This window comes from Kitasatospora sp. NPDC090091 (genome assembly GCF_044747365.1).
Classification (GTDB): Bacteria; Actinomycetota; Actinomycetes; order Streptomycetales; family Streptomycetaceae; genus Kitasatospora.
Genome location: NZ_JBIVDY010000007.1, coordinates 353001 through 366249 on the forward strand (window position 1 = coordinate 353001; position 13249 = coordinate 366249).

Annotated in this window: 13 protein-coding genes; 5 read left to right on the top strand and 8 right to left on the bottom strand. The window is 73.5% G+C overall.

Annotation, left to right across the window (positions count from 1 at the left end; translation table 11 throughout):
* Positions 1-4: 4 nt before the first annotated feature.
* The 3 genes from paaB to ACIPSC_RS15275 all read right to left on the bottom strand — a co-directional run bounded on the left by paaB (position 5) and on the right by ACIPSC_RS15275 (position 3040).
* The gene (gene paaB, locus ACIPSC_RS15265; protein ID WP_030056311.1) at positions 5-298 is read right to left on the bottom strand and encodes a 1,2-phenylacetyl-CoA epoxidase subunit PaaB; all 294 of its coding nucleotides are present in this window, start codon (positions 296-298) and stop codon (positions 5-7) included.
* On the bottom strand, positions 295-1305 hold the full coding sequence (gene paaA / locus ACIPSC_RS15270; protein WP_400826013.1) for a 1,2-phenylacetyl-CoA epoxidase subunit PaaA: 1011 nt from the start codon (positions 1303-1305) through the stop codon (positions 295-297). The genes paaB and paaA overlap by 4 nt, the downstream gene beginning before the upstream one ends.
* A 364-nt stretch (positions 1306-1669) precedes the next feature.
* Entirely contained in the window at positions 1670-3040 is a 1371-nt protein-coding gene (locus ACIPSC_RS15275) for a M20/M25/M40 family metallo-hydrolase (protein WP_400826015.1), read from the bottom strand.
* Between the two features lie 897 nt (positions 3041-3937).
* Here ACIPSC_RS15275 and ACIPSC_RS15280 point away from each other — a divergent pair.
* Both ACIPSC_RS15280 and ACIPSC_RS15285 read left to right on the top strand, forming a co-directional pair.
* Positions 3938-4963, top strand: a complete 1026-nt coding sequence (locus ACIPSC_RS15280; RefSeq protein ID WP_400826017.1) for an aldo/keto reductase — start codon at positions 3938-3940, stop codon at positions 4961-4963.
* 168 nt (positions 4964-5131) lie between these two features.
* Entirely contained in the window at positions 5132-5719 is a 588-nt protein-coding gene (locus ACIPSC_RS15285) for a TetR family transcriptional regulator (RefSeq protein WP_400826019.1), read from the top strand.
* Positions 5720-5764: 45 nt separating this feature from the next.
* Here the strand turns inward: ACIPSC_RS15285 and ACIPSC_RS15290 are convergent, their stop codons facing one another.
* The 5 genes from ACIPSC_RS15290 to ACIPSC_RS15310 form a co-directional block, all read right to left on the bottom strand.
* Positions 5765-6031 (bottom strand): GlsB/YeaQ/YmgE family stress response membrane protein, encoded by a 267-nt coding sequence (locus ACIPSC_RS15290; RefSeq protein WP_400826021.1) that lies wholly within the window; start codon positions 6029-6031, stop codon positions 5765-5767.
* A gap of 194 nt (positions 6032-6225) precedes the next feature.
* Entirely contained in the window at positions 6226-7776 is a 1551-nt protein-coding gene (locus ACIPSC_RS15295; protein WP_400826023.1) for an NCS1 family nucleobase:cation symporter-1, read from the bottom strand.
* A complete protein-coding gene (locus tag ACIPSC_RS15300; RefSeq protein WP_400826024.1) occupies positions 7773-8807 on the bottom strand; it encodes a TIGR03842 family LLM class F420-dependent oxidoreductase in 1035 nt (344 codons plus the stop codon). The genes ACIPSC_RS15295 and ACIPSC_RS15300 overlap by 4 nt, the downstream gene beginning before the upstream one ends.
* A 139-nt stretch (positions 8808-8946) precedes the next feature.
* Complete coding sequence (hydA, locus tag ACIPSC_RS15305) at positions 8947-10365, bottom strand: dihydropyrimidinase (protein WP_400826026.1); 1419 nt, start codon at positions 10363-10365, stop codon at positions 8947-8949.
* 11 nt (positions 10366-10376) lie between these two features.
* Complete coding sequence (locus ACIPSC_RS15310) at positions 10377-11219, bottom strand: nitrilase-related carbon-nitrogen hydrolase (RefSeq protein ID WP_400826028.1); 843 nt, start codon at positions 11217-11219, stop codon at positions 10377-10379.
* Positions 11220-11724: 505 nt separating this feature from the next.
* On the opposite strand from ACIPSC_RS15310, the gene ACIPSC_RS15315 reads away from it, so the two are divergent.
* The 3 genes from ACIPSC_RS15315 to ACIPSC_RS15325 all read left to right on the top strand — a co-directional run bounded on the left by ACIPSC_RS15315 (position 11725) and on the right by ACIPSC_RS15325 (position 12945).
* Complete coding sequence (locus ACIPSC_RS15315; RefSeq protein WP_374209156.1) at positions 11725-11802, top strand: putative leader peptide; 78 nt, start codon at positions 11725-11727, stop codon at positions 11800-11802.
* Positions 11803-11995: 193 nt separating this feature from the next.
* Entirely contained in the window at positions 11996-12565 is a 570-nt protein-coding gene (locus ACIPSC_RS15320; protein WP_400826030.1) for a cysteine dioxygenase, read from the top strand.
* Positions 12559-12945 (top strand): rhodanese-like domain-containing protein, encoded by a 387-nt coding sequence (locus ACIPSC_RS15325; protein WP_400826031.1) that lies wholly within the window; start codon positions 12559-12561, stop codon positions 12943-12945. Before ACIPSC_RS15320 ends, ACIPSC_RS15325 begins: the two co-directional genes overlap by 7 nt.
* Positions 12946-13249 lie beyond the last annotated feature (304 nt).

The following is a 13249-nucleotide window of genomic DNA, read 5'->3' on the forward strand; positions in this document are numbered from 1 at the left end:
CCCGTCAGATGTGCGGGACATCCTCGGGGATGTCGTAGAAGGTCGGGTGCCGGTAGACCTTGTCGCCGCTCGGCTCGAAGAACGGGTCCCGCTCGTCCGGCGTGGAGGCGGTGATCGCGTCCGAGCGGACCACCCAGAGGCTGACGCCCTCGTTGCGCCGGGTGTAGAGGTCGCGGGCGGCGAGCAGCGCCATCCGGTCGTCGGCCGCGTGCAGCGAGCCGACGTGGACGTGGTTCAGCCCGCGCCGGGGGCGCACGAACACCTCGTACAGCGGCCAGCCGGCCTTGGACTCGGTCACTTTCCGTTCTCCTGTTCCGGGGTGTTCTGGGCTTCGTCGGCGGTGCGGGTCCCGGCCTCGGCGCGGCGCTTCCCGGCGTAGGCGGTGGCGGCCTCGCGCACCCAGGCGCCGTCCTCGTGGGCGGCGCGGCGGCGCTCGATCCGCTCGGTGTTGCACGGGCCCTGGCCGTGGATCACGCGGGTCAGCTCGGACCAGTCGGGCTCGCCGAAGTCCCAGCCGCCGCGCTCCTCGTTCCACCGCAGCTCCGGGTCGGGCAGGGTGACGCCGAGGTGCTCGGCCTGCGGGACGGTCATGTCCACGAAGCGCCGGCGCAGTTCGTCGTTGGTGTGCCGCTTGATCCGCCAGGCCATCGAGCGGGCGGTGTTCGGCGAGTCCCCGTCCGAGGGGCCGAACATCATCAGCGACGGCCACCACCAGCGGTCCACCGCGTCCTGGACCATCCGGCGCTGGGCCTCGGTGCCGCGCATCAGCGTCATCAGCAGCTCGTAGCCCTGGCGCTGGTGGAACGACTCCTCCTTGCAGATCCGGACCATGGCCCGGGCGTAGGGGCCGTAGCTGCAGCGGCAGAGCGGCACCTGGTTGCAGATCGCGGCGCCGTCGACCAGCCAGCCGATCACGCCGACGTCGGCGTAGGTGAGCGTCGGGTAGTTGAAGATCGACGAGTACTTCTGGCGGCCGGAGATCAGCTTCTCGGTGAGCTCGGCGCGGTCGACGCCGAGGGTCTCGGCGGCGGCGTAGAGGTAGAGGCCGTGACCGGCCTCGTCCTGGGCCTTGGCCAGCAGGATCGCCTTGCGGCGCAGCGACGGGGCGCGGGTGAGCCAGTTGCCCTCGGGCTGCATGCCGATGATCTCGGAGTGGGCGTGCTGGGCGATCTGGCGGATCAGGGTGGCCCGGTAGGCGTCGGGCATCCAGTCCCGGGGCTCGATCCGCTGCTCGGCGGCGACGACCGCCTCGAACAGCTCCTCCTGGGTCTGGGCAGGGACCGGTTCGGCCACCTCTGCTGTCATCACGGTCCCCTCTCACGTGTCTCGCGTCGCCGGTCGGACGCGAGGCGTGACGGGCAGGGCGGCTGGGTCCTTCCGGTGCCGCCCGCCGGGCTCTCGCGCTACCGACTGACCGTTCGGTCGGTTCCATTGTGCGCGGTGAGGCGGCGCCCTGACAAGGGAGGCGGGCCGGGGAGGGCGCGGGACCGGCGCGGGAGGCCCGGTCCGGGCCCGACGGGCGGGGGGCCGGGCCGGGACCACGTCCATCGGCGCCCCCCTGCACCCGACGGGCCCGCCGTCCTGGCAGCTGCCGGGACGGCGGGCCCGTTCTCCGTTCGCGGCCGGCCCGGCCCTGAGTGCGACCCGACCCGTTAGGACCGGACGGGGCCTAGCCCTCCGCGCGGTCCCGCAGGCGGGGCAGCGGGACGGCGAGGAGTGCGGCCAGCAGCGCGATCCGCGGCGCCAGCTGGTCGATCCGGATGTGCTCGTGCCTGGCGTGGGCGCCCGCACCGACCGCGCCGAAGCCGTCGAGCGTCGGCAGCCCGCGCGACCCCGGCAGATTGGTGTCCCCGGCGCCGCCCGCCGGGCCGCCGTCCAGCTGCTGGCCGAGCACGGCCGCGAGCGACCGGACGTGCCGCAGCAGCGGGTTCGCCGCGCGCTCCGGCCAGGCCGGACGGCTGGAGAGCACCTCGGTCCGCACCCGCGCCCCCGGGCGCAGCGCCGCGAGCCGGGCCAGGTTGTCGAGGGTGCGGCGCTGGGCCTCGGCGGTGGCGAAGCGCAGACCGAGCTCGGCCTCCGCCCGGCCGGCGACCACGTTGGCCCGGGTGCCGCCGCTGATCCGCCCGGCGTTGAGCTCGGTGCCCGGCTGGCAGGCCAGTCCGCGGACCGCGACCAGCTGGTCGACCAGTTCGTCCACGGCGGACACGCCCTCGGCGGCGTCGTTGCCGGCGTGGGCCTCCCGCCCGGTGACCGTGAGCCGGACCCGGCTGCTGCCGCGGCGCGCGGTCTTGAGCCGGCCGTCCGGGTGGGGCGGTTCGAGGCCCAGGACGGCGGCCGCGCCGCGCAGTTGGCGCTCGACCAGGCGGCGGCCGTCGGGGCTGCCGACCTCCTCGTCGGAGACCACGACCAGCCGGACGGTGCGGTGCGGGCGCTGGCCGAGGTCGGCGAGCAGGGCGAACGCACCTTCGAGGACGGCGAGTCCGCCCTTCATGTCGATCACGCCGGGACCGGTGAGGATCCCGTCCTGTTCGGTGACCGGCCAGTCCTCCAGCGTGCCGACCGGCCAGACGGTGTCGTGGTGGCCGACCACCAGGAGGTGCGGCAGGCTCTCGTCCTGGCCGTCCCACTGGAGGAGCAGGTGATCGCCGGCCGGACCGGCCTCGCGGTGCGCGGTGGCCCCGGTGGCGCGGAATCCGGCGGCCAACTCCTCGGCGAGCGCGTTGAGTCGGGGAGCGTCCCCGCTGGGCGACTCGATCCGGGCCAGGTCGGCGCAGCGGCGCCGGACGGCGCCGGCCAGGGTCCGGGCTCGGGTGCTGAGCGCCTGGGGCAGGCCGGGCAGGGCCGCGGTGGGCCCGTCGGCGGCCGGCGGTCCGGCCGTCGCAGTGCCGGCGGACGGGACGGCCGTCGCAGTGCCGGCCTCCGGGTCGGACGGCTCCGCGACGGTGGGGGCCGCGGTGGCGGCCGCTCCCGCCTCGGCATTGAGGGACGGAGCGGAGACGGCGGAGACGACGGCCGGGGTGCGTGCGGGTTCGGTGGTCACGGCCTCCGCGACGGGCGGCCGGACGGTTCGGGGACTCAACGCTCGCCTCCGCGGCCGCCGCCGGTATTGAGCGGTCGCACCGGTCGGCCGGAGCGCGCGGCCCGAGTCGCCCCGGACGCTCCGCTCCGCCCGATGACCCCTCTGAACCCGGCAGGAGCTGGGGTCCCCCGGGACGGCCCGTCTGGCTCAAGTCCGGTGGAACGGCTGGGCGGCGTGCTTGGCATTGCGTCCTCCTCGCTCGATCCGGTAGCCCCGGTCGGCCCGGGGCCCCGTGGACGGCGGCTTCGAAGCAGCGGGCGCAGTGACTGCACCGCCACAGGGAAGCCGAGATGTGAGCCTAGAAGAACCGTTCGGTTTCCTGCGAGGTGGCCCTGCTCCCAGCGCGCCGAGGGCCGGGCCCTGCCTCGCGTGCCCGTCGGAGAACGGCGGCGGGCCTACGGCGCGCGGGCCTGGATCGGCGCGCGAGCGCGGTCGCCGGATCGCGCCCATCTCCACCATGAACCCCTCGCCGGGGTTTGGCAGCGCAAACGGCCAAGGCGCGGCATTTCCACGCCGGATGGGTGACAGCGGCTCAACGCCCGGTACCAGGTCGGCGGGTCGCGGGCCGGGCCTGCGGGGGCGCGGCGCGGGGCTCGACACCGGTCGGCGGTCCGGCAGTTGCGTCACTTCGAGGAGACGTGGGGCCCGGAGAGCCGGCCGGCACGGCGCGACGTTCCCCGGCGGCGGGCCGGTCGACGGGCGCATCGATGATCACACTTCGCAGTCGATCGGACACTAGGTTCACATGACAAGTTTCAGCGAACAGACTTTGAAATCTGTTCGCGACCGTGGCACAGTTGAACTCGGCCACCCGCCACACGCACACCACTCCCCCTCCCCTCCCTTCAGGAGCCCCGCATGTCCACCACCCACTCCGCCGGCCCGCGCATCCAGCAGCGCCCCCTCGGCGCCACCGGCCCCACCACCTCCGTCCTCGGCCTCGGCTGCATGGGCATGTCCGACCTCTACGGCCCGGCCGACGAGGCCGAGAGCATCGCCACCATCCACGCCGCGCTCGACGCCGGCGTCACCCTGCTCGACACCGGCGACTTCTACGGCATGGGCCACAACGAGCTGCTGATCCACGACGCACTCCGCGGCCGCGACCGCGAGAGCGTCCGGATCAGCGTGAAGTTCGGCGCCCAGCGCAGCCCGGACGGCCAGTGGCTCGGCTACGACGCGAGCCCGGCGGCCACGAAGACCGCACTCGCCTACACCCTGCGCCGCCTGCGCACCGACTACATCGACATCTACCGGCCCGCCCGCCTGGACCCGAACGTCCCGGTCGAGGAGACCGTCGGCGCGATCGCCGAGCTGGTCGAGGCCGGCTACGTCCGCCACATCGGCCTCTCCGAGGTCGGCGCCGAGACCCTGCGCCGCGCCGCGGCCGTCCACCCGATCAGCGACCTGCAGATCGAGTACTCGCTGATCTCCCGCTCCGTCGAGGAGAAGATCCTGCCCGCCGCCCGCGAGCTGGGCATCGGCGTCACCGCGTACGGCGTGCTCTCGCGCGGTCTGCTCAGCGGCCACTGGAACAACGACCGCGCGCTGGCCGGGACCGACTTCCGCGGCCACAGCCCGCGCTTCCAGGGCGACAACCTCGCCCACAACCTCCTCCTGGTCGAGGCGCTGCGCACGGTCGCCGCGGAGCGGGGCGCCACCGTCGCACAGGTCGCGATCGCCTGGGTCGCCTCGCGCGGCGAGGACGTCGTCCCGCTGGTCGGCGCCCGCCGCCGCAACCGGCTCGCCGAGGCCCTCGGCGCGCTGGACGTCACGCTCGGCGCGGCCGATCTCGCCGCGATCGAGGCCGCGGTCCCGGCCGGTTCCGCCGCCGGGGAGAGGTACGCTGCCGCTCAGATGGCCCACCTCGACAGCGAGCACTGAACGCGGCACCACCGCGGGTCGGCGTCGCCGGGTCCGGGCCGTCGGACCGCACCTCCGACCACCGACGAGCCCCGGCACCGACCGGCGACCGGCGCCGCACCCGCCGGCCGCAGCGCCGTCCGCCGCCGCCCCGGCGGCGGACGCCCCACCCGAAGGACGTACCTCCCCGTGACCACGGACAGCGCACTCACCCCCGAGCAGATCCTGAGCGCGACGGAGGACGTCCTCAGGCGGTTCGGCCCGGCCAAGGCCACCGTCGTGGACGTCGCCCGCAACCTCGGCGTCAGCCACACCAGCGTCTACCGGTTCTTCCCGAGCAAGGCGGCGCTGCGCGAGGCCGTCACTCAGCGGTGGCTCGACCAGGCCCACTACGAGCTGCAGTTCATCGCCACCGAGCCCGGCCCCGCCGCGGACCGGCTGCACCGCTGGCTGGCGACGCTGTTCGCCGCCAAGCGGAAGAAGGCGCTGGACGACCCGCAGCTGTTCGCGACCTACATGACGCTGGTCGCCGAGACCAGCAGCACCGTCGAGGCGCACATCGACACGATGGTCGCGCAGATCGGCCAGATCGTCCGGGACGGCGTCCGGGCCGAGGAGTTCGGGCCCGCCGACATCGCCTCGACCGCCCGCGCCGTCTTCGAGGCCACCGCGCACTTCCACGACCCCGCCCACGCGGCCGAGTGGTCCGACCCGCACGCCCAGGACCGCTTCGAGGCCCTCTGGAACCTCATCCTCGGCGGCCTCACCACGAGGTAGCCGCGACGGGTCCGCCCGGTTCCGCCGGGCCCCGGTGGGCCCTGGTCAGCGGCGGGAGTTGCCGAAGACGAGGCGGTAGGCGATCAGGAGCACCAGGGCGCCGCCGACGGCCGAGGCCCAGGTGGCCAGGTCGAAGAAGTGCGTCGTCACCTCGCGGTGCAGGAACCGCGAGGAGATCCAGCCGCCGACGAAGGACCCGGCGATGCCGATCAGGGTGGTCACCACCAGGCCGCCCGGGTCCTTACCCGGCAGCAGCAGCTTGGCCAGGGCCCCGGCCACCAGGCCCAGCACAACCCACGCGACAAAGCTCATGCGTCCTCCCGCCCTCCGCTACGGCGGTCCCCGGCGGGACCGTCCTGCCCGCAGGGACGCTCCCGTGCGCCCCCGTGGTTCCGGTGCGCCGGGCGTGGCCGTCGACCGGATCGCCGACTCCCCTGCGCGCAGCACCCGTCGGTGACCGACGGTCCGCGGGCGGCGGGAGCTCGCCACCCCGCCCCTGCGCCCCCTCAGCGGTGCGTCCGCCGGCCGGCCGCCGTCAGCACCGTGTAGAGCGCCGACGACGACGCCACGCCGACCGCCCACCCGTAGTCGGCGAGCGGCTTGAGCGCCGGGATCAGCCCGTCGGCCGGGAACGGGCCGCCGTAGGAGCCGCCGACGGCGAGGACGCCGCCGACGAGCAGCGAAGCGACGGCGCGCCAGTTCCAGCCGGCGGTGTACCAGTAGGCCCCGCCCGGCCGGTAGAGCTCGGCGAGCAGGAGGCTGGTGCGGCGCAGCAGCCAGTAGTCGGCGATGAGGATGCCGGCGACGGTGCCGAGCAGGCCGCCGACGACGCCGAGCCAGGTGAAGATGTAGACGTGCGGGTCGGAGATGAGCTTCCACGGGAAGATCGCGATCCCGACGACGCCCGTGATCAGCGCCCCGGTGCGGAAGTCGACGAGGCGCGGCAGCAGGTTGGCGAGGTCGTAGGCGGGTGAGACGACGTTGGCGGCGATGTTGACCGACAGGGTGGCGACCAGGACGGTCAGCAGCGCGAAGAGGATGCCGACCGGGCTCTCCATCTTGGCTGCGAGGGCGATCGGGTCCCAGATCGGTTCGCCGTAGACGGCCTGCGAGCCGGAGGTGACCAGGACGGAGAGCAGCGCGAAGAGGGTCATCGTGGTGGGCAGGCCGAGGGCCTGGCCGCGGATCTGGGCGCGCTGGCTGCCGCCGAAGCGGGTGAAGTCGGGGATGTTGAGGGCGAGGGTGGACCAGAACCCGATCATGCCCATCAGGGCGGGGAAGAAGACCTTCCAGAAGTCCGCGTCCCAGCCGAGCCGGGACGGCTGGTCGAGCAGCGGGCCGAACCCGCCGGCCTTGACGGTGATCCAGGCCAGCAGGGCGAGGGCGCCGACGATGACGAACGGCGCGGCCCAGTTCTCGAACCGGCGCAGGGTCTCCATGCCGCGGGCGATGACGGCCATCTCGATCAGCCAGAACAGCAGGAACGAGAGCCACTGCGTCCACGGGTGGCCGCCCAACTCGCTCGCCGTGCGCCAGGATTCGCCGAGGAGTTTGCCGGCGAGCAGGAAGATGCCCTCGCCGCCGATCCAGGTCTGGATGCCGAACCAGGCGCAGGCGACCGCGGCCCGGACGAGGGCCGGCAGGTTGGCGCCGCGCAGGCCGAAGGAGGCGCGGGCGAAGACCGGGAACGGGATGCCGTACTTGGTGCCGGCATGGCCTGCGAGCAGCATCGGCACGAGCACGATGAGGTTGGCGAGGGCGATCGTGAGGACGGCCTGCTTCCAGTCCATGCCGAGGGCGACCAGGCCGGAGGCGAGGGTCCAGGAGGGGATGTTGTGGGCCATCCCGACCCAGAGCGCGAGGAAGTTGTAGGTGGTCCAGGTGCGGCGGGCGACCGGGACGGGGCGCAGGTCGTCGTTGGTGAAGCCGTTGGCGGGCAGGGCCTCGACGGCCGGGTCCAACTCGACCCGGCCGTCGGCGTGCCGGAGTTCCGGGAGGGGACCGCCCGGCCGGCCGGGCGTGGTGCCGTCGCCCCCTATCGCGGCGGTTCCGGTCATGGACGGGTCCCGTCCGCGGCCAACTGCGGGATGACGTGGGTGCCGTAGGCGTCGATGGTGTCCTCGATGGCGTCGTGCATGGCGTAGACGGCGAACTGGTCGACGCCGAGGGAGCGGAGGTGGTCGAGGCGTTCGAGCTGGGCGGCGGGCGGGCCGATCAGGCAGAAGCGGTCGACGATCTCGTCGGGGACGAACGCCGTGTCGGGGTTCCCGGCGCGGCCGTGGTGGCTGTAGTCGTAGCCCTGGCGGTCCTTGATGTAGGCGGTGAGGGCGTCGGGGACGAGGTCGGAGTGCTCGCCGTAGTGGCGGACCAGGTCGGCGACGTGGTTGCCGACCATGCCGCCGAACCAGCGGCACTGTTCGCGGGCGTGGGCCAGGGCGGCCGGGGAGTCGTCGGCGGTGACGTAGGCGGGGGCGGCGACGCAGATGGTGAGCGCGTCGGGGTCGCGTCCGGCGTCGGTGGCGGCCGCCCGGACGGCCTTGATCATGAACTCGGTGAGGTAGGGGTCGGCGAGCTGGAGGATGAAGCCGTCGGCCTGACGGCCGGTCAGGGCCAGGGCCTTGGGGCCGTAGGCGCCCATCCAGATCGGCAGGCGCCGGCCCTCGCCGACCCAGGGCAGGTGCATCTCGGTGCCGTCGACCTCGACGGTGCGGCCCTCGGCGAGCTCCTTGATCGCGTGCATGGCGTGGGAGAGCCGTTCGAGGGTGGCGGGGTGGCGGCCGGCCACGCGCATGGCGGAGTCGCCGCGGCCGATGCCGCAGACCGTCCGGTTGCCGTACATGTCGTTGAGGGTGGCGAAGAGGGAGGCGGTGACCTCCCAGGTGCGGGTGGAGGGGTTGGTGACCATCGGGCCGACGGTGAGCCGCTGGGTCTCGGCGAGGATGCGGCTGTAGATGACGAAGGGCTCCTGCCACAGGACGCAGGAGTCGAACGTCCAGCCGTGGCTGAAGCCGGCCCGCTCGGCGCGGATCATGCGGTCGATGAGCAGGCGGGCGGGCGGGTCGGTCTGCAGGACGAGGCCGATGTCCATGGGGGTGCTCCAGGGGGCTGGCCGCGGCCCCGGGCCTGGCGTTCGGCCCGGGGCGGCGGCGGACGGGGGGCGTCGGCCGACGGGGTGCAGGCCGACGGGGGTGTCGGCGGACGGAGTCGTCGGCCGACGGGGCCGGGCTTCAGACCAGGTACTGGCAGGTGTCGCGGCGCAGGAAGGTGCCGTGGCCGGCCCGGCCGAGCCAGCTGCCGCGGTCGAGGACGACGGTGCCGCGGGAGAGCACCGTGCGGGCGCGGCCGGTGAGCCGCCGTCCCTCGTAGGCCGAGTAGTCGACGTTCATGTGGTGGGTGGCGGCGGAGACGGTCTGCACGGCGGCGGGGTCGTAGACGACCAGGTCGGCGTCGGCGCCGGGGGCGATGGTGCCCTTGCGCGGGTGGAGCCCGAACATCCGGGCCGGGGTGGTGCAGGCGATCTCGATCCAGCGCCGGCGGGTCAGGTGCCCGTCGACGACGGCCTGGTGGAGGAGGTCCATCCGGTTCTCCACGCCGGGCAGGCCGTTGGGGATCTTCGAGAAGTCGCCGCGGCCGAGCTCCTTCTGGCCGACGTAGCAGAACGGGCAGTGGTCGGTGGAGACCACCTGGAGGTCGTTGGTGCGCAGGCCGCGCCAGAGCGCGGCCTGGTGCTCGCGGGGGCGCAGCGGGGTGCTGCAGACGTACTTGGCGCCCTCGAAGCCGTCGGCGCCCTCCTCGGCGAGGTTGTCGGTGGAGAGGAAGAGGTACTGGGGGCAGGTCTCGCCGAAGACGTTGAGGCCGGTGTCGCGGGCCCGGGCGATCTCGTCGAGCGCCGAGGCGGCGGAGACGTGGACGACGTAGAGCGGGCTTCCGGCGACCTGGGCGAGCCTGATCGCGCGGTGGGTGGCCTCGGCCTCCAGGAGTTCGCGCCGGACCTCGCCGTGGTAGCGGGGGGAGCTCTTCCCGGCGGCGAGCGCCTGTTCGACCAGGACGTCGATGGCGATGCCGTTCTCGGCGTGCATCATGGTCAGCCCGCCGTTGGCCGCGCCGCGCTGCATCGCGCGCAGGATGCGGCCGTCGTCGCTGTAGAAGACGCCGGGGTAGGCCATGAAGAGCTTGAAGGAGGTGGACTCCCCCGAGTCGACGAGCGCGTCCATCTCCTTGAGCACGCCGTCGTTGACGTCGGAGACGATGGTGTGGAAGGCGTAGTCGACGGCGCAGTTGCCGTCGGCCTTGGCGTGCCAGGCGTCGAGGCCCTCGCGCAGGGAGCCGCCGACGGGCTGCACCGCGAAGTCGACGATCGTGGTGGTGCCGCCCCAGGCCGCGGCGCGGGTGCCGGTCTCGAAGGTGTCGGAGGCGGCGGTGCCGCCGAAGGGCAGTTCCATGTGGGTGTGCGCGTCGACGCCGCCGGGGATCACGTAGTGGCCGGTGGCGTCGATGACGGTGTCGGCGGTCCAGGCCGCGGCGGCGTCGCTGCCGGTGGCGGCGAGGGCGGCGATGCGCTCGCCCTCGATCAGGACGTCGGCGTGGAGTTCGTCGGTGGCGGTGATCACGAGGCCGCCGCGGACGATGGTGCGGGTGGTGGTCATCGCGGTTCCCCTCACGCCTCGGTCAGGGGTCCGTAGGCCTCGGGCCGGCGGTCGCGGTAGAACGCCCACTGCTGGCGGACCTCCTCGATGAGGCCGAGGTCGAGGTCCCGGACGACCAGCTCCTCCTCCTTGTCGGAGGCGACGTCGCCGACGAACTGGCCGCGCGGGTCGACGAAGTAGGAGGTGCCGTAGAAGTCGTTGTCGCCGTACTCCTCGGTGCCGACGCGGTTGATGGCGGCGACGAAGTACTCGTTGGCGACGGCGGCGGCGGGCTGTTCGAGCTGCCAGAGGTAGGCGGAGAGGCCGCGGCTGGTGGCGGAGGGGTTGTAGACGATCTGGGCGCCGGCCAGGCCGAGGGCGCGCCAGCCCTCGGGGAAGTGCCGGTCGTAGCAGATGTAGACGCCGACCTTGCCGACGGCGGTGTCGAAGACGGGCCAGCCGAGGTTCCCGGGCTTGAAGTAGTACTTCTCCCAGAAGCCCTTGACCTGGGGGATGTGGTGCTTGCGGTACTTGCCGAGGTAGCGGCCGTCGGCGTCGATCACGGCGGCGGTGTTGTAGTAGATGCCGGGCTGGTCCTCCTCGTAGACGGGGACGACGACGACCATGCCGAGCTCGCGGGCGAGGTCCTGCATCCGGCGGACGGTGGGCCCGTCGGGGACGGCCTCGGCCCAGCGGTAGTGCTCGGGCTCCTGGACCTGGCAGAAGTAGGGGGAGTTGAAGACCTCCTGGAATCCGATGATCTTCGCACCCTGGGCGGCGGCCTCGCGGGCGTGCCGCTCGTGGAGGGCGATCATCGACTCCTGGTCCCCGGTCCACCGGGTCTGGACGAGGGCGGCGCGGACGATCTGCGACATGGGTACCTCCGCAACTCCGTGGCCCAGCCGGTGGGGAGGGCCTGCGGTCTGAGGGTTGTCGGGCGGATCCGTACGACCATCTACGTGCGTAGAACGTGGTCCGTAGACCGTAGGCCCGGCCTCGGTGGCCTGACAATACGTCGGACGCAGGGCGGCTGGGGCGATCTTGTTGCGCGGACACGCTGGGGCGAGTAGGTGGGATGAAACGGTCATCTACCCCGGGAGCGCTCTCCTTACTCATTCGGGTGAATCCGTACACGAGGTACTGCGCAACGGGGTAGGACGCGCCATGATGCTGCTCCGCTCCGTCACCGGAGCGTGCCCAAAAGTGAGGTGCGAGTGCTCCGCCCGTGGCCCCTGCCGCACTCGCCCGCCGGGGGCGCCGCCGCGGCCGGCGGCCGGGCCGTCCGCACCCGCACCGCCCGCGCCGCGGCGTCCCGCGGAGGGGTGACGGGGGCCGGAGCGCGCTTGACTCCCGGCTGTTGTGTCGGGAAGGATCCCGCACATGGACTCCGGCACCACTCTGGTCTGCCGCCTGCACGTCGATCTGCGACGCCAGGCGAGTTCCATCTGTGCCCGCTGACCCTGCCTTTCCCCGCCGGTCCCACCCTGTGACGTCCCCCAGGGCCCGCACCGCGCACCCGCACTCCTGACGCGTCCGTCCGGCGCACCCCCGCACCACGTCTGTGCGCCGGACGCTCCCGCAGCCGTGTCCGCCGCACCCGGCCCGGCCGCGTCCCGCATCCGCTCGCCACGCCTTCCCCGAGGACTCTCACATGACCCCGGACCTCGTCACCGAGCCCTCCGTCGCCGTACCCGCCACGACCCGAACAACCTCGCCCGGCCGTACACCGGCCGGCCCCGCGACCGCGGGATCCGCCGCGGCCCGCGCCCCGCTCACCCCGGCCGCCCTGAGCAGGATCGTCCGTGAGCTGGCCGAGCGGCCGGACCGGTGGATCCACCACGTCCGGCTCTCCACCAAGGACCGCTGGTACCGGCGGTTGGCGGCCGACGAGGACCACGAGGTCTGGCTGATCAGCTGGCTGCCCGGCCAGTCCACCGGCTTCCACGACCACGGCGGCGCGCGCGGCGCGTTCACCGTGGCGCTCGGCGAACTGGAGGAGCTCTCGCTCGGCGGCCCGGAGCGTGGCCTGCTGGTCCGCCGCCTCCCGGCCGGCACCGCCCGTGCCTTCGGCCCGGAGTACGTGCACGACGTCCGCAACACGGCCACCGGACCGGCCGTCACCCTGCACGCCTATTCGCCGCCGCTGAGCTCCATGGCGCACTACGAACTGCGGGCCGGCGGCCTGGTCCGCACCTCCGAGGAAGGACCTGAACAGTGGTGACCACGATCGACGACCTGCTGGCACGCGCCCGCGAGGGCGTCCACCGGCCCGGACCCGCGGAGGCCCACCGGGCGCAGCGGTCCGGCGCCCTGCTGGTGGACATCCGGCCGGCGGCGCAGCGCGCGGCCGAGGGCGGCATCCCGGGCTCGGTGGTGATCGAGCGCAACGTGCTGGAGTGGCGCCTCGACCCGACGGGCGGTCACCGGATCCCGGAGGCCACGGGGCACGACGTGGAGGTGATCGTGGTCTGCTCGGAGGGCTACGCCTCCAGCCTGGCCGCCGCCTCGCTGCGCGAGCTGGGGCTGCACCGGGCGACGGACCTGGACGGCGGCTTCGTGGGCTGGGCTGCCGCCGGACTGCCGACGCAGCCGGGCACCTGACGCTCCGCAGGGTGGCCGCCGGTGCCGGACCCGACCCGCTCCCGGGTCCCGGCGGTCACCCGTGGTCACCGTCGGGCCACCCGAAGCACGCCCAGGGCACGCGCAGGGGACCCGTAAGGCACCCGTAAGGCATCCACCGGACGGTAAATCAGCGACAGGAGATGATCCAGGTCATAGTCTGATCCGAGTTTCCGCCGGTCCGATGCTGGGCAGCCACGCGGGCGGAAGAACGCCCGAACAAGTCACCCCGACGAAGAGGACCGCACCACGTACTGTCATTTGTCGACAAGACGCCACCAACCCA

Coding starts and splice junctions, on each gene's coding strand:
- paaA (WP_400826013.1), bottom strand. CDS start 1,305: ATGACAGCAGAGGTGGCCGAACCGGTCCCTGCCCAGACCCAGGAGGAG.
- ACIPSC_RS15280 (WP_400826017.1), top strand. CDS start 3,938: ATGTCCACCACCCACTCCGCCGGCCCGCGCATCCAGCAGCGCCCCCTC.
- ACIPSC_RS15290 (WP_400826021.1), bottom strand. CDS start 6,031: ATGAGCTTTGTCGCGTGGGTTGTGCTGGGCCTGGTGGCCGGGGCCCTG.
- ACIPSC_RS15295 (WP_400826023.1), bottom strand. CDS start 7,776: ATGACCGGAACCGCCGCGATAGGGGGCGACGGCACCACGCCCGGCCGG.
- ACIPSC_RS15300 (WP_400826024.1), bottom strand. CDS start 8,807: ATGGACATCGGCCTCGTCCTGCAGACCGACCCGCCCGCCCGCCTGCTC.
- hydA (WP_400826026.1), bottom strand. CDS start 10,365: ATGACCACCACCCGCACCATCGTCCGCGGCGGCCTCGTGATCACCGCC.
- ACIPSC_RS15310 (WP_400826028.1), bottom strand. CDS start 11,219: ATGTCGCAGATCGTCCGCGCCGCCCTCGTCCAGACCCGGTGGACCGGG.
- ACIPSC_RS15315 (WP_374209156.1), top strand. CDS start 11,725: ATGGACTCCGGCACCACTCTGGTCTGCCGCCTGCACGTCGATCTGCGA.
- ACIPSC_RS15320 (WP_400826030.1), top strand. CDS start 11,996: ATGACCCCGGACCTCGTCACCGAGCCCTCCGTCGCCGTACCCGCCACG.